Genomic DNA, 15,402 nt, shown 5'->3' on the forward strand with positions numbered 1-15,402 from the left:
CAGGAGGAAATGAAATTGACTGATATAGCAAAAGTAACAGTAATTGGGGCAGGTCTCGCCGGCAGCGAGGCGGCCTGGCAGATTGCTTCGCGGGGAGTGCCGGTCAGGTTATACGAAATGAGGCCTGCCGTGAAGACGCCTGCACATCATACGGATCAGTTCGCCGAGCTGGTATGCAGCAATTCGCTGCGTGCCAACGGGCTTGGCAATGCTGTAGGCGTGTTGAAGGAGGAAATGCGCCGTCTGGATTCGCTGGTCTTAGGCGCAGCCGACCGTCATGCAGTTCCCGCTGGCGGGGCGCTTGCCGTTGACCGTGACGGGTTCTCCGGTGAAATTACAACAATGCTGCATAATCATCCCCTTGTGGAAGTCATAAATGAAGAACTTACGCATATACCGGAGGAAGGGATTGTGGTTATTGCTACCGGTCCACTCACTTCACCGGCCTTGTCTGCAGAAATCAAAGGGCTGCTTGGTGAAGAGTATTTCTACTTCTATGATGCCGCCGCGCCGATAGTAGAGAAGGATACAATTGACATGAGCAAAGTGTACCTGGCCTCCCGCTATGACAAAGGGGAAGCGGCATATTTGAACTGTCCGATGACGGAGGAGGAATTTGACCGTTTTTACGATGCGCTCATTTCAGCGGAGACAGCCGCGCTCAAGGATTTTGAGAAAGAGATTTATTTTGAGGGCTGCATGCCGATTGAAATCATGATGAAGCGCGGCAAACAGACGGCGTTGTTCGGACCAATGAAACCGGTAGGTCTACTAAATCCCCATACGGGCAAGCTGCCTTACGCGGTTGTGCAATTGCGTCAGGATAATGCTGCAGGGACACTTTATAATCTGGTCGGCTTTCAGACCCATCTTAAATGGGGTGAACAGAAACGGGTATTTTCGTTGATTCCGGGACTTGAGAATGCCGAGTATGTCCGCTATGGGGTAATGCACCGCAATACCTTTATTAATTCTCCTAAGCTTCTGCATCCCACCTATCAAATGAAGGGCCGGGAAAGGCTGTTTTTTGCCGGTCAGATGACCGGGGTCGAAGGATACGTTGAATCTGCGGCATCGGGATTGATTGCAGGCGTGAACGCAGCGAGAAAAGCGCTTGGTGAGGAAATGCTGGTTTTCCCTGAGGATAGTGTGCTGGGCAGCATGCCGGCTTACATTACTTCTGCCGATCCAGAGCATTTTCAGCCGATGAATGCCAATTTTGGCCTGCTGCCGAAGCTGGAGAAGAGAATCCGCAATAAAAAGGAAAAAAATGAACTGCTTGCACACCGTGCTTTGGATAGTCTCGCCGAATTCGCGGCCTCTACCGGTCTTGCTTATAAAGAGCCTGTGGCCGCTGAGTCTGATCCATCTTAGCAAGGAAGAATTGCTAACAAAACTTTGGGAGGATGCTATATTATGTTGCCAAGCTTTCATGCGACTACGATTTGTGCGGTAAGACATAACGGCCAGGCCGCGATAGCCGGGGACGGTCAGGTTACTTTTGGAGAAAGCGTCATTATGAAGACTACGGCCAGAAAGGTCCGCCGCCTATACAGAGGACAAGTCATTTCGGGCTTTGCAGGTTCTGTTTCTGATGCGATTACGTTATTCGAGAAGTTCGAGGGGAAGCTGGAGGAGCATCATGGCAACCTGCAGCGGGCTGCTGTCGAGCTCGCCAAGGATTGGCGGCAGGACCGTATTCTGCGTAAGCTGGAAGCGTTGATGATTGTGATGGATAAGGATGGTATGCTGCTGATTTCCGGCAATGGCGAGATTATTGAACCGGATGATGATGTGCTGGCGATTGGCTCGGGGGGCAACTTTGCTCTTGCTTCCGGGCGGGCGCTCAAACGGCATGCCCCAAGTCTGAGTGCGGCAGAAATAGCCAGAGAGGCATTGCAAATCGCTTCCGAGATATGCGTATATACCAATTCTAATATCATCGTCGAACAATTATAGGCACGGTGCCTCAGAAAAAGGGAGGAAGTCACAATGGTGAATCAATCGCTTACACCCCGGCAGATCGTCGCAGAGCTTGATAAATATATCGTTGGCCAGAAGCAGGCCAAAAAATCGGTGGCCGTCGCACTCCGCAACCGGTATCGCCGCAGTCTGCTGTCTGAAGAGCTGAGAGATGAGGTCGTACCCAAGAATATTCTGATGATTGGACCCACCGGCGTCGGCAAAACCGAAATCGCCCGGCGTCTCGCAAAGCTGGTCAACGCTCCATTCATCAAGGTGGAGGCAACCAAATTTACGGAAGTCGGTTATGTAGGGCGCGACGTGGAGTCGATGGTCCGTGATTTGGTTGAAACCTCGATTCGCATGGTAAAGCTGGAGAAGACCGAAAAAGTAAAGGATCGTGCTGAAGAGCTGGCTAACGAGCGCATTGTTTCTATTCTGGTGCCGGCATCCTCAAAGAACAAGTCGCAGCGCAATCCCTTTGAAATGATCTTCGGCGGGAATAATGCAGGGGCGGAGGACACTAAGGAAGAAGCTGAAGACGGAAGTCTGAGCGAGCGCCGCCGCGGAGTCAAGTTCAAGCTGCTGGCAGGGCAACTGGAGGACGACATCATTGAGATAGATGTTGAGGATACCGCTCCTACGATGCTGGATATGTTCGCTGGACAGGGCAATGACCAGATGGGCATGAACATGCAGGAAATGTTCGGCAGCCTCCTGCCGAAGCGGACTAAGAAACGCAAGCTTCCGATTCGTGAAGCCCGTAAGGTCCTGATCCAGGACGAAGCGGCCAAGCTGATTGACATGGATGATGTGATCCAGGAATCTGTTGCCCGTGCCGAGCAGTCAGGCATCATTTTCATTGATGAGATCGACAAAGTGGCAAGCCAAGGCAAAGGCTCCGGCCCGGATGTATCCCGTGAGGGTGTCCAGCGCGATATTCTGCCCATTGTAGAGGGATCTACGGTAATGACTAAATATGGCCCTGTGAAGACGGACTACGTGCTGTTCATCGCTGCAGGAGCGTTTCATATCGCTAAGCCTTCCGACCTCATTCCAGAGCTGCAGGGCCGGTTTCCGATCCGGGTGGAGCTGAGCAGTCTTTCACTAGAGGATTTTGTTTCCATCCTTACCGAACCGGAGAATGCGCTCACCAAACAGTATGTTAATCTGCTGCAAACTGAGAATCTCGAAATCCAGTTTCAACAAGAGGCTATTTATGAAATTGCACGGATAGCGGCCTCGGTGAATCAGAATATGGAGAATATTGGTGCGCGCCGCCTGCATACTATTTTGGAGAAGCTGCTGGAGGACCTGTCTTTTGAAGCGCCAGAGTTAACTTTGGATACAATGGTGATCACTCCAGAGTATGTTCGGGAAAAATTGGCAGGAATCGCCCAAAACCGCGATTTAAGCCAGTATATCCTATAGTGCGACAGCCAATAGAACTTCAAAATTAGGTAAAAAGAATTAGTGATATCCCGCAAATCGGAGAATATGGAGCATAAAGTGTAATATACTGTTACAGACAGGAATAAATTGTAAATAAAAAGGAATAAAATTGAAAAAACATGCTTTAAGCCCTCTCTTTTCAGAAAAGATAGGGCTTATTTCTTATTGTAATAATATACAAATTCTAAGAGAATCAATGTATGTGAGATTGACATAAAAATCGTCCACCGACAATTTTCGACCTTTTTTCGGTATATCAGGAAGTTTTTTAGCTTTTTCTGTCGAATCAAGCAGGAATTCGCAAAGGGTCTGTGGAATTCTTTTCATCACGATAGCTTTGAAGGAGGGATTTGCATTGGGTTTGTTGAATAGTGCCAGTTTTCAAAGGTTACAAGGAGGCTTAGATGCCGCCAGCAAACGACAAAGTGTTTTGGCAAATAATGTAGCGAACGTCGACACTCCGAATTTCAAACGCTCTTATGTTAATTTTGAGAGTATCCTTCAGCAGCAGGAGAGCGGACTTCAGCCAACGCTTAATGCAAAGGTGTCGGATTCTCGCCACTTCCAATTTGGCAACAGTACTATTGTACCAGCCGCAGTTGTCAGCACAGATGAAACCACGTCGATGAATAATAACGGCAACAATGTGGACATGGAACGGGAGCAGGCACTAAGCGCCGAGAACCAACTGAGGCATGATTCATATGTAGAGCAGTTAAACAGCCAAATTACAATGATGCGTACTGTCGTTGAAGGGAGGTAGAGTGTAAATGAACTTTGGCAGCAGCTTTGGAATAAGCGCCTCGGCATTAACCGCCCAACGGCTCAGGATGGATGTAATCTCCTCCAATATCGCCAATGCGGAGACAACAAGAGCCTCCGTAGTTGACGGCAAGGCAGTACCTTACCGGCGAAAGCTGGTTGTGCTGGAAACGGCAAAGAACGACAGCTTTTCAGATGTGCTTAGTTCCAAGATGAACGGCGGCGATGCCGCGGGAGTAAAGGTTCAGTCGATTATTGATGATTCATCTCCACTGAAGCCTGTGTATAACCCGAGCCATCCGGATGCGGATGAGAACGGATATGTGTATATGCCCAATGTGGACATGGCAAAAGAAATGGTGGACATGCTGTCAGCATCCCGCTCCTATGATGCGAATGTTACGATGCTGAACGCATCGAAAGCCATGGTAGTCAAAGCGCTTGAAATTGGACGATAGTACGATAGAATGACAACACTCCGGGAGGGAAACAGTTGATACAGAATTTAAGTATTGGAGCCCAAGCCATTAAGCCGCTCGCTATGAAAACGTCAACTGCTGAAACTGCAACTGTTGATGGTTCTGGTCAAAGCTTTGGCGCTTATCTGCAGGATGCTTTGAATCAAGTAGCTAATCAAGAACAGCAGGCGAAGGATATGAGTAATAAGTTTGTCCTGGGAGAAGTCAATCTCGAAGATACGATGATTTCTTCCCAACAGGCGTTGCTGAGTTTGCAGTTGACTACACAAGTCCGGAACAAAGTGATTGAAGCCTATCAGGAAATTATGAGAACTCAAATCTAAATAATCCTAGCTTAGTTTCGGATGGGGTGACACTGTGAATGAAAGATTTGCCCAGTACCGGGAAAAGCTTGCCCAGTATTGGAACAGATTCAGCGGTAAACAGAAAATACTATTTTTCTCAACCTTGTTTATCATCATACTCATTATTGTGGTTCTATCAATGCAGTTATCGAAGACGGAGTATGAAGTGGCATTTCAGGATTTGGACAGCACGGATTCGGCCGGAGTAATGACATATCTGGATTCGGCGGGGATTTCTTATCGCCTAAGTCCTGACGGCAAAAGCATCTCTGTACCAAGTACGGATGCCGCACGTGTCAAAGTAGACATTGGTTCGAAGGGGATTGTGCAAGGCGGTTCCATCGGATACAAAGTATTCGACCAGTCTTCTTCAATGATCGGTACTACGGACAGCGAATTTAATGTTAAATACAACAATGCCTTGAATGGTGAAGTGGAGCAGTTGATGAAACGGATGCAGGGGATCAAGGATGCCAAGGTTCTGATCAATCTGCCAAAAGAAACGGTATTTGCATCACAGCAGGATCAGGAACAGGCTTCTGCTTCGGTAGTGCTTACCTTCGATCCTGGCTTCAGACCTACTCAGGACAACATAGACGGTTACTTCAATCTAGTGAAGACGGCGGTTCCTAACTTGCCGATTGACAACATTACGATCGCCAACAATGAAATTGAATTAATGCCAACGGCTAAGGGCGGACAAGCCGGTGTGTCTAGTCAAGTTGAAGAAAACTTCGCTCTGCAAAAGAAATTTGAAGAAGAAGTCAAGAAAAATGTGAAACAATTCCTTAGTACGCTCACGGGCCCGGATAAAGTGGATGTTCTTGTGTTCTCCAAACTTAATTTTGATAAAGAGAACCGCAAAGAAGATTTGGTCACACCGGTAGATACGGAGAATATGAAAGGGATTGAGATCAGCTCGCAGATTATCAGCAATTCCTATTCGGGTCAGGGAAACACTACCGGAGGGGTTGCGGGTACAGGCTCGCAAGATGTTTCGGGTTATCCTTCGTCTACAGGTTCGGGCACTTCTACTTCTGAGGAATCTTCGGAGACAAGAAACTATGAAGTGAATCGAATTACCAAGGATATTATTGCAAGTCCTTATACTGTTAAAGACTTAACCATAAATGTTGCTGTTGAACCACCTAATGGACAAACAACTTTAGATGCAACAACTTCATCGGCAATTCAGAACATCTTGGTGAATATCGTACGTGCTTCTCTTGCAGATTCAGGTGTTACCTATACAGACGCAGATTTAACGAAAAAAGTTTCGGTGTATTCCCAACAATTCGGAAGTACTGCTGCAAATGCCGCTTCAGGCGGACTTGCAACATGGATGATTTGGGCAATTGGGGCGGCCGCTTTGCTGGCTGGCGCAGGTGTTGGATATTTCATTTACCGCAGCCGCAAAAACAAGGAAGAAGAAGTGGAAGAGGATATTCCACTGCAAGTTCCTACGGAGTTCCCGTCTATCAACTTGGAGAGCGTAACGAACGAAAGCCAGGTTCGCAAACAACTGGAAAGTCTGGCCAAGAAGAAACCGGACGAATTCGTAAATCTGCTGCGTACATGGCTTGCAGACGAACAGAGGTGAACAAATGGCAAAAGCCACCCAGCAGCAGGTGCTTAGCGGCCGTCAAAAAGCGGCAATTCTGCTCATTACACTAGGGCCCGAGGTATCGGCGCAAATTTTTAAGCATTTAAGAGATGAGGAAATCGAGCAGTTGACTCTGGAAATCGCAAATGTCCGCAAAGTGGACAGCGCAGAAAAAGAGTCGATTATGTCGGAATTTCATCAGATATGTCTCGCTCAGGAATATATATCACAAGGCGGTATCAACTACGCCAAGGAGATTCTGGAGAAAGCGCTCGGCTCGACCAAGGCGATGGAGGTCATCAATCGTCTGACGGCAACCTTGCAGGTCCGACCTTTCGATTTTGCCCGGAAGGCTGATCCTAGCCAGATTCTGAACTTTATTCAAAATGAAAATGTTCAGACCATAGCTCTCGTGCTGTCTTACCTGCAATTTGAACAGGCGGCGTCAATTCTCTCTTCCCTTCCCCAGGAGAAGCAGGCGGAGGTAGCCAGAAGAATCGCGACTATGGACAGTACTTCGCCGGAGGTTGTTACACAAATTGAACGGGTGCTGGAGCAGAAGCTGTCTGCTACTGTAACTCAGGATTATACGAATGCCGGCGGCATTGAGTCGATTGTGCAGATTCTGAATGGTGTTGACCGCGGGACAGAACGCACAATCTTGGATTCACTGGAAATTCAAGATCCTGAGCTGGCCGAAGAAATCAAGAAGCGTATGTTCGTATTCGAGGATATTGTCAATGTGGACAACCGTTCGATTCAGCGCATTATCCGCGATATCGAAAACGCCGATTTGCAGCTTGCGCTCAAAGTGGCGAGCGAAGAAGTTCGGGACGTTATCTTCCGCAATATGTCCAAACGGATGGCGGAAACCTTCCGCGAAGAAATGGAATACATGGGTCCGGTTCGGCTGCGTGATGTCGAGGAAGCTCAGACCCGTATCGTAGGCACGATCCGCAGACTTGAAGAATCAGGTGAAATAATCATCGCCCGTGGCGGAGGAGATGACATTATTGTCTAAGCTGATCAAACATTCTCAATATGTTCCGGTAGATGTTCTGAAACGGCTGGAACAAGCCAGGCAGCATGCTGGACTGCCCGAGGAGCCCGCTGCTTCAGAAGAATCGGCTCATGAGGTGCACTATCAGGATTCCGCCCGAGAAGAGGCGGAGCAGGCCCGTAAGCAAATGCTCAAGGATGCCCAGGAGTTTGCCGAAGATCAGGTCCGGAATGCGGCGCAGGAAGCTGAGAATATTGTGGAATCAGCACGGACAGAAGCTGAAGAGTGGTGGCGGCAGCAACGGGAGCAGGATGAGCATCTTGTAGAGGCTCTCAAATCGGAGGCCTATCAGCAGGGATATCAGGAAGGATTGGCACAGGCTGAACAAGAAATGGCGCTGAAGCTGGCCGAGATGATGGAAGAAGCAAGAAATGTGCTTCAAGAAGCCTATCGGACCAAGGATGTTGTTATCCAGGAGGCTGAGCCGTTTCTGGTAGAGTTAAGCTGTGACATTGCCGAGAAAATTGTGGACAAGCAGCTCACAATCGAGCCGCAATTCGCCATTGATTTAATCCGCAATAATCTTGCCCGCAAACGAGAACAAGGTTTAATTTCATTGTGTGTGTCGCCAGGGCAATTCGCTTTTGTGAATGCAGCGAGAGAGGAATTGGCGCTGGCGGTGGATTCACAGGCTGAGCTGCAGATCCTTCCCGATTCAACCGTTAAGGATCTCGGCTGTGTAATCCGCTCGTCCTTTGGCAGCATTGATGCACGTATTGATACACAGCTTACGGAAATCAAGAAAGAACTGGTAAGAATCGCGCTGGACACTGATGAGCACAGAAATGGGGAAGACGATGCTTGACAGCAGACGATATAAAGAGCAGTTGCGTAATTTCGACCCGGTAAGAATCAACGGGAAGGTTACACAAGTTATCGGGCTGATGGTTGAGTCGGAAGGTCCGGACGCAAGCATTGGAGATGTATGCTACATATATCCGTCAAAAGGCAATAAGCCGCTCCAGGCTGAGGTTGTCGGCTTCCGTGACAACAAAGTGCTGCTGATGCCGCTCGGAGAGCTGCAGGCCATTGGCCCAGGCTGTGATGTTGTAGGTACAGGCAAGCCGCTGAGTGTTCAAGTAGGATCGGAATTGTTGGGCAAGGTGCTTGATGGACTAGGCCAGCCGCTCGACGGTTCACTGATCCCGGCGCGAATGCCGCATAGCTCTACCTTTAATATTCCATCCAATCCGCTCAACCGTCCACGCGTACATGAGCCAATCAGTATCGGGGTTAGGGCAATTGACGGGCTTTTGACCATCGGCAAAGGACAACGCGTCGGCATATTTGCCGGTTCGGGGGTAGGCAAGAGTACGCTCATGGGGATGATTGCCCGCAATACGTCAGCCGACGTGAATGTGATCGCCCTGATCGGTGAGCGCGGCAGAGAGGTGCTGGATTTCATTGAACGCGATCTCGGGCCTGAAGGCCTGCAGCGTTCAGTGGTCGTGGTTGCTACCTCAGACCAACCTGCACTCATCCGGATCAAAGGGGCGCTTATCGCTACAACAATTGCGGAATATTTTCGCGACCGGGGCCTAAACGTCATGCTGATGATGGATTCCGTTACCCGTTATGCCATGGCGCAGCGCGAGGTGGGGCTTGCTGTTGGTGAGCCTCCCGCAATGAGGGGATATACGCCTTCCGTATTTGCCAGCCTGCCCAAGCTGCTTGAAAGGGCCGGAACGGGGCCTACCGGTTCGATAACCGCTTTTTATACAGTATTGGTAGACGGTGACGATATGAACGAGCCGATTGCCGATGCGGTGCGGGGAATACTCGACGGACACATTGTCCTCAACCGGAGCATTGCCAACAAAGGACATTTTCCAGCAATTGATGTCTTGTCCAGTATCAGCCGCGTCATGAAGGATATCGCTCCTGAGGAACAGATTGCCGCTGCCGAGAACGTGAAACGGCTAATGGCGGTGTACAAGGATTCTGAGGATTTGATCAACATTGGAGCCTACCAGAGAGGCTCTAATGCCCAGATTGACGAGTCCATGCATTATATTGATAGCATCTGGGATTTCACTAAGCAGAAGGTGAATGAAAAAGTCACGCTGGCCGAGGTTCAAGAGTCTCTAATTTCTCAGTTCTCAAGGAGTTGATTGATAGTGAGGTTCCATTATACTTTTCAAAAAGTGGTGGATTTGAAGGGTAATGAAAAAACACAGGCAGAGTGGATGCTCTCAAGCGCACTCGGAGAACTCCAAGCCCAGGAAAAAAGTCTTGATGAATTAATTGCCGGGCGTACTGCACTGATGCTGTCTTTGCAGCATGCGGCTGAACAAAAGACACCGATGTCCAAGCTTCGCGAGATGCAGGATTATGTGGATTATCTGGATCAATGCATTGCCCGCAAGCACTTGGATATCAGCCGGGCGCATCTGGAGGTACAGCATAAGCAGGATCAGCTTAGCACGAAGGTGCTTGATGAGAAGGTATGGCTCAAAGCCAGAGACAAGGCTCAGACCGCATTTCTGCAGAATATGAGTTTACGGGAACAAAACGAACTGGATGAGATGGCTACCGTCCGCTTCGCGATGAAATCCCTCTAACCCAGGAGGTTTCCGCTAGTGGCTAATAATGAAATGGATATTGAAAACGAAGGGTCAGCGAGCAAGTTTGAACGGTTTCTATTTTTGATGATACCTATTATCTTTACTCTCGTGCTGCTTGGGGTATTACTGACTCTTTTTAATATGGATATTCGGAAAAATGTCCTAGAGATTGCAAATAAGATTCCCATCGTGGAGAAATGGGTCCCTGACCCGCCGCAAGACGAAACGGGAGATACTGCGACTGACGCAAAAAAGCAAAGTGAAGAGCAGGCTGCAAGCTCGGAGACAACAATCAAGGAACTGAAATCTCAGCTTGCAAAGCAGGCGGAGCAGCTCAGAAAAGCCTCTGAAGATAAAACTGCCCAGGATACGAAGGCAGAAGCGCTTCAGAAGCAAATTGACGGGATGAAGGCGGAGGCTGCCGCAGCAGAAGCAAGCAAGGGCGCGCAAACGGAAGATCCTTATGTCAAGCAGGTAACTGAGTTAGCCAAGCTGTACTCGGGAATGAAAGCTTCCAAAGCTGCGCCGATTATGGAAAATATGACTACAGATGAGATGGTGCAAATTTTCAGTGTTATGAATAATGCGAGCAAAACGGCGATATTGGAAAAAATGGATCCCAAAAAAGCCGCGGATGTCTCGGTTAAGCTAAAGGAAACCACCAATTCGACCGATATGGCTATTGCAGCCCTGCAATCCAGGCTTAAGCAAGATGCCGCTGCCGCTTCACCAACTCCTGCAGCATCAAGCGGTAACCTTGATTTAGCAAAGGTCAGCCAGACATTTACGACTATGCCTGCGGCCGATGCTGCTTCACTGCTCGATTCTATGTATAAGGTTAGCCCGGACAGGGTTGTTAAGATTTTGAATAACGTAAGCGATAGTGTCCGCTCCTCTATCCTTGGAGAGATGACGAAGAAAGACAGCGCCCAGACCGCAAAAGTCCTAAATCGGCTGATGGGTGGTAAATAACACTTGAAAGGAGGTGAAAAATAATGAGTTTAGTTGCCCAATCCTTAATTAGCGGTAAAACGCCGGTGACAACTGGAGCTGCAACGGGTCCCCCGGCGGCGGCTGCCGGTACAGCAGCGGTGCCTTTTGCCCAAACCCTTGTGCAGAGTATGGCAGGAACAGAAACGAAGGGCACGGAGACTCCCCTTCTAGGTAATCTGGCTTCACTGCTGCAAGGGCTGCTCAATGTCGTGCAGGCAACGGGTGAAGAGACTGGGAAAACCGATACAGCCAAGAGTACCGATCCTTTACAAGGACTTGCAGAGAATATTGAAAAGCTGGATGAAAGCATCAGCAGCGATCCTGCTTTGCTATCTGCGCTTCAAGGTTGGCTGGTCCAAGTATCTGTGTTGCTATCCGGCAATACTCAGGCTGATGCAGTATCTGCGGAGAAAGGCGGCGGGACAACATCACCTGCAGCAGCTTTATCTCCTCTCGCACAGAACCCGGAGACATTGCGGTTTGCCGTTCAGGACGAGCTTAACAGCCTAATGGGACTGGTACAGCAAGCGGCAGCAAGTGGAGATGAAAAAGCAGCTTCCGCAGGCATAACCTTACTGAATAATTTCACGGCAATTCTGGCAGAGACCCAGACTCCTCAGAGCAAGCCTAAAGCTAACACGACTGGCAGCACTGAAGTTTCAACAGTATCGCTGAAACCAGCCTCTACTGCTGAAGTGAAGAATGACAGCCAAGTTAAAGCGCCTGTGATGCCGGAAGCTCGCCCAGGTATTACCATTGCTGCAAAGACTGAGACTGCCAAACCTTTAAATGTTGTTGTACCCGTAACAGATCAGGCGGCAGGAACAGAAACCAACAGCACTCCTACAGTTAAAGCTGCAGGAACGGTAGAAGCCCCAACAACCAAGGGGGCTGCAGATGCATTGCCTGAAGTAAAGACTGCCGAGGGCGATCATGAAGTAGTAACAGCCGGCCAATTGTCCTTGCGTGGCGGAATCACTGCACCTCTTAAGGCAGAGGCAGCTCCAGTACCTGTTCACAAGTTCGCTCATGAGATGACATCATTTATTACTGGGAAACTTGATGTTGTTCAAAAAGGCGGAGTGGCTGAGGCTACAATCTCACTCTTCCCGGAGAACCTTGGGCAGGTTGATGTTAAAATCACGATGCAAAATGGTCATTTGGTTGCCCAATTCTTGACCCAGCATGCTGGCGCCAAGGATATGCTGGAGCAGCAGATGAATCAGCTTAGAACGGCTTTGCAGTCTCAAGGACTTCAAGTAGAGAAGCTGGAGGTCACACAGAACAATACGCCGCTTCAATCGCAATTTAATGGACAGCAGGGACGCGGGTCCGGCTTTGGCGGACAGCAGCAGGAAAGACGCTCCAAAGAACGCAGCGAGGAGAACAGTGACGCCGTACTTGCCGCAGAGCTTAACGGGGAATGGAAGGAATGGGTAGCAAATGCCCAGCAGGATACCCGCTCACAAGGCAGAAGCTTCTCTGCTAAGGTGTAATCCAATAATAAGTGAGGTGAAATGAAATGGCAGAAATACCCTTAGTATCAACGAAGGATCAATGGAATTACACAGTACCTGACAGCTCCAAAAAGACAATAGGAAGTTCTGCTCTGGGCAAGGATCAGTTTTTGAAGATTCTGATGGTCCAGCTTCAGAATCAGGATCCGACGCAACCGCTGGAGGACAAGGAATTTATCGCCCAAATGGCCCAATTTACTTCGGTAGAGCAGCTCACGAATATTTCATCACAGCTAACTGCCATGAATCAGTCGCTCGGCTCGGTATCCAGCCTGATCGGCAAAAATATCACATGGACCGATCAAACTGCAAATCAGCCGAAATCAGGCAATGTGGAGTCCATCGTTGTGAGCAAAGGTGTTCAGTATGCAGTTGTAGGAAAAGAAAGAATTGCGATCACTGACATTTTACAAATTCAGAACGCTGCACCGGAAGCGACTCCTGTTAGTGACAGCAGCAAATCTTCTGGGAATGACGGGGAGAGCGGGGCGGCATCATGAGCGAGAGGCTGACTATCGGCCAAATGTACTCCTCAAGTGTTCATCCTTCTACGCTGCATAGGCCACAGGTTACCAAGAATCCTGTGAATACAGAAGTTTCGTTTGAAAGCCTGCTGCAGAAAAATATGCTGAAGATCAGCAATCATGCGGCAAAACGCTTGGAGCAAAGAGGGATAGAGCTTGGCAGCCGCCAATTGGATCAGATTTCGTCCGCAGTGGACAAAGCAGCGGCTAAAGGAAGTAAAGAATCATTGATTTTAATGAAGGATATGGCGTTAATTGTGAGCGTGCCAAACCGTACAGTAGTTACTGCTATGGATGGAAGCTCGATGAAGGACAATGTATTCACGCAAATTGACAGTGCAGTAATTATTTCATAAACCGGCCGGTCCTTACGGAGAGCCGGATGGCCGCTGACCGACTGACGCGGACATAGCTCAAGAATCATTGTAATTCAAATTCGGAGTCCAAAGACTTCATAATCCGGGAGGAATTCGATTAATGCTTAAATCAATGTACGCAGGCGTTTCAGGTATGCGCGGTTTCCAGACAAAGCTTGACGTTATCGGCAACAACATCGCAAACGTTAATACTGTTGGCTTCAAATCAGGACGCGTCATGTTTAAAGACATCATGAGCCAGACCGTTTCCGGTGTGACTGCTCCGGTCGATGCTGGGCAAGGTGGAGTAAACGCCAAGCAGATCGGACTTGGTGTAACTGTTGGTTCAGTGGATACATTGCATTTGCAGGGTAGCCCTATGACCACTAACAATCCTACCGACCTGCGTATTGATGGAGATGGCTTCTTTCTGGTCAAGCTTTCAGATGCTCAAGAGACACCTTTTCTGACGCGTGCCGGGGATTTTCATATGGATGCCAGCCGCAACCTTCTTACTTCTGATGGGCTGCATGTTCAGGATTCTGATGGGCAGTCAATCCAGTTGGCAGATGACGTTACAGCATTTTCCATTTCCAGCGATGGCACAATTGTGCAGACGATGGCTGATGGAACGACACAACCAGGAGTGAAAATCGGAGTTGCGAAAGTCACCAACCCGCAAGGCCTGGAGAAAATCGGCGGAAATCTCTATCGGATGACGCTGAACGCTAATGAAAATGGTGAGCTTACCCCAACAATCGCCAATGATACAGCAACAGGCACCGGCGCAATTGTATCGGGCCAACTCGAAATGTCAAATGTCGATCTGACAAATGAATTCACAGAAATGATTGTTTCGCAGCGCGGGTTTCAGGCCAACTCCCGTATTATTACGACTTCCGATGAAGTGCTGCAAGAGGTTGTTAACCTCAAGCGTTAATTTTTTAGCCAAAATCATAAACTCGCTGTATAATAAAAAGGTTTCGCCTATGAATGGCTTTGTTATTGCGCTATCGTGGGGGAGAACTCCTCCCCCTATTTTTTGCTAGGAGGCCTGTTATGATTGCGGTAACTAGATTGAATGGGGCGCCGATGTTTTTGAATGCCCTGCTGGTAGAAATGGTAGAGGAAAGTCCGGATACGTACATCACATTAGTAACTGGTAAAAGGCTGATCGTGCTGGAAAAGGCCGATGAAGTCATCCGCAAGATCCGAGATTATAACAGGGACATAGGCACATATGCTGCCACCATTAAAGTCCAGTCTATGGAGGAGCTTTCATGAAAAAGATGCTGCCGTGGCTCATTACGATTTTATTGGCGATTACACTCATCGTAGTAGCTGCATTCTTACTATGGGATAAAATCTTTCCGAGCAATACGAATGATGTGACTGCTGCTGTCCAGAATGTTGAAGCCAAAAAGCTCAGCGCTGATGAAATTGTCGCAATGACAGCAGAAATTACCGACATCAAAACTAATCTTGCTGATCCCGATTACATCCTTTCAGTAGACATCGCGTTCCAATTGGATACAGCGAAGTCCAAGGAAGAATTCGAAAAGATAAAAGCTATTAAGATCACGCCGCTTATTATCAAGGCGATTGCCGATACCAAGCCCGAGGAATTGAATGGGGCGAACGGCAAAGATCAATTCAGCAGTAAGCTAGTGAATATTCTAAATAAGAATTTGACTGAAGGCACTATTACCCAGATCGAATTCACTAAATTCATTTTGGCTTCCATTTAGCTGCTGGCGGGTTAAATCTTTGATAGGGGGGTGATTGA

Annotated in this window: 18 protein-coding genes; all 18 read left to right on the plus strand. The window is 48.5% G+C overall.

What is annotated here, in order from left to right:
* Nucleotides 1-9 precede the first annotated feature (9 nt).
* The 18 genes from trmFO to B212_RS0109555 all read left to right on the plus strand — a co-directional run bounded on the left by trmFO (nucleotide 10) and on the right by B212_RS0109555 (nucleotide 15,364).
* Nucleotides 10-1,374 (plus strand): FADH(2)-oxidizing methylenetetrahydrofolate--tRNA-(uracil(54)-C(5))-methyltransferase TrmFO, encoded by a 1,365-nt coding sequence (trmFO, locus tag B212_RS31165; protein ID WP_442950101.1) that lies wholly within the window; start codon nucleotides 10-12, stop codon nucleotides 1,372-1,374.
* A 42-nt stretch (nucleotides 1,375-1,416) separates the two neighbouring features.
* Nucleotides 1,417-1,959: an ATP-dependent protease subunit HslV gene (gene hslV / locus B212_RS0109475; protein ID WP_019910395.1), complete on the plus strand. Its 543-nt coding sequence runs from the start codon at nucleotides 1,417-1,419 to the stop codon at nucleotides 1,957-1,959.
* Nucleotides 1,960-1,992: 33 nt separating this feature from the next.
* The gene (gene hslU, locus B212_RS0109480) at nucleotides 1,993-3,393 is read left to right on the plus strand and encodes an ATP-dependent protease ATPase subunit HslU (protein ID WP_019910396.1); all 1,401 of its coding nucleotides are present in this window, start codon (nucleotides 1,993-1,995) and stop codon (nucleotides 3,391-3,393) included.
* Nucleotides 3,394-3,769: 376 nt separating this feature from the next.
* The gene (gene flgB / locus B212_RS0109485; protein ID WP_019910397.1) at nucleotides 3,770-4,177 is read left to right on the plus strand and encodes a flagellar basal body rod protein FlgB; all 408 of its coding nucleotides are present in this window, start codon (nucleotides 3,770-3,772) and stop codon (nucleotides 4,175-4,177) included.
* Between the two features lie 7 nt (nucleotides 4,178-4,184).
* Nucleotides 4,185-4,634 (plus strand): flagellar basal body rod protein FlgC, encoded by a 450-nt coding sequence (flgC, locus tag B212_RS0109490; RefSeq protein ID WP_019910398.1) that lies wholly within the window; start codon nucleotides 4,185-4,187, stop codon nucleotides 4,632-4,634.
* Between the two features lie 35 nt (nucleotides 4,635-4,669).
* Nucleotides 4,670-4,978, plus strand: a complete 309-nt coding sequence (gene fliE / locus B212_RS0109495) for a flagellar hook-basal body complex protein FliE (protein WP_019910399.1) — start codon at nucleotides 4,670-4,672, stop codon at nucleotides 4,976-4,978.
* A gap of 34 nt (nucleotides 4,979-5,012) precedes the next feature.
* Nucleotides 5,013-6,599 (plus strand): flagellar basal-body MS-ring/collar protein FliF, encoded by a 1,587-nt coding sequence (fliF, locus tag B212_RS0109500; RefSeq protein ID WP_019910400.1) that lies wholly within the window; start codon nucleotides 5,013-5,015, stop codon nucleotides 6,597-6,599.
* A gap of 4 nt (nucleotides 6,600-6,603) precedes the next feature.
* Nucleotides 6,604-7,623 (plus strand): flagellar motor switch protein FliG, encoded by a 1,020-nt coding sequence (fliG, locus tag B212_RS0109505; RefSeq protein ID WP_019910401.1) that lies wholly within the window; start codon nucleotides 6,604-6,606, stop codon nucleotides 7,621-7,623.
* Nucleotides 7,616-8,467 (plus strand): FliH/SctL family protein, encoded by an 852-nt coding sequence (locus tag B212_RS0109510; RefSeq protein WP_019910402.1) that lies wholly within the window; start codon nucleotides 7,616-7,618, stop codon nucleotides 8,465-8,467. Before fliG ends, B212_RS0109510 begins: the two co-directional genes overlap by 8 nt.
* Complete coding sequence (fliI, locus tag B212_RS0109515) at nucleotides 8,460-9,773, plus strand: flagellar protein export ATPase FliI (RefSeq protein WP_019910403.1); 1,314 nt, start codon at nucleotides 8,460-8,462, stop codon at nucleotides 9,771-9,773. The genes B212_RS0109510 and fliI overlap by 8 nt, the downstream gene beginning before the upstream one ends.
* A 6-nt stretch (nucleotides 9,774-9,779) precedes the next feature.
* Nucleotides 9,780-10,223: a flagellar export protein FliJ gene (gene fliJ / locus B212_RS0109520; protein WP_019910404.1), complete on the plus strand. Its 444-nt coding sequence runs from the start codon at nucleotides 9,780-9,782 to the stop codon at nucleotides 10,221-10,223.
* An 18-nt stretch (nucleotides 10,224-10,241) separates the two neighbouring features.
* On the plus strand, nucleotides 10,242-11,198 hold the full coding sequence (locus B212_RS0109525; RefSeq protein ID WP_019910405.1) for a magnesium transporter MgtE N-terminal domain-containing protein: 957 nt from the start codon (nucleotides 10,242-10,244) through the stop codon (nucleotides 11,196-11,198).
* Between the two features lie 23 nt (nucleotides 11,199-11,221).
* Entirely contained in the window at nucleotides 11,222-12,715 is a 1,494-nt protein-coding gene (locus B212_RS0109530; RefSeq protein WP_019910407.1) for a flagellar hook-length control protein FliK, read from the plus strand.
* Nucleotides 12,716-12,741: 26 nt separating this feature from the next.
* Nucleotides 12,742-13,236 carry a flagellar hook capping FlgD N-terminal domain-containing protein gene (locus B212_RS0109535; RefSeq protein WP_019910409.1) on the plus strand — a complete coding sequence of 165 codons (495 nt, stop codon included), beginning with the start codon at nucleotides 12,742-12,744 and terminating at the stop codon, nucleotides 13,234-13,236.
* Nucleotides 13,233-13,616, plus strand: coding sequence for a TIGR02530 family flagellar biosynthesis protein (locus B212_RS0109540; RefSeq protein WP_019910410.1), 384 nt, complete (start codon nucleotides 13,233-13,235; stop codon nucleotides 13,614-13,616). Before B212_RS0109535 ends, B212_RS0109540 begins: the two co-directional genes overlap by 4 nt.
* Before the next feature lie 121 nt (nucleotides 13,617-13,737).
* On the plus strand, nucleotides 13,738-14,556 hold the full coding sequence (flgG, locus tag B212_RS0109545) for a flagellar basal body rod protein FlgG (RefSeq protein ID WP_019910411.1): 819 nt from the start codon (nucleotides 13,738-13,740) through the stop codon (nucleotides 14,554-14,556).
* A 119-nt stretch (nucleotides 14,557-14,675) separates the two neighbouring features.
* Nucleotides 14,676-14,900, plus strand: a complete 225-nt coding sequence (locus B212_RS0109550) for a flagellar FlbD family protein (RefSeq protein WP_019910412.1) — start codon at nucleotides 14,676-14,678, stop codon at nucleotides 14,898-14,900.
* The gene (locus B212_RS0109555; protein ID WP_019910413.1) at nucleotides 14,897-15,364 is read left to right on the plus strand and encodes a flagellar basal body-associated FliL family protein; all 468 of its coding nucleotides are present in this window, start codon (nucleotides 14,897-14,899) and stop codon (nucleotides 15,362-15,364) included. Before B212_RS0109550 ends, B212_RS0109555 begins: the two co-directional genes overlap by 4 nt.
* The last annotated feature ends 38 nt before the right edge of the window (nucleotides 15,365-15,402 follow it).

Origin of the sequence: Paenibacillus sp. HW567, assembly GCF_000374185.1 — a bacterium.
Lineage (GTDB): Bacteria > Bacillota > Bacilli > Paenibacillales > Paenibacillaceae > Paenibacillus_AQ.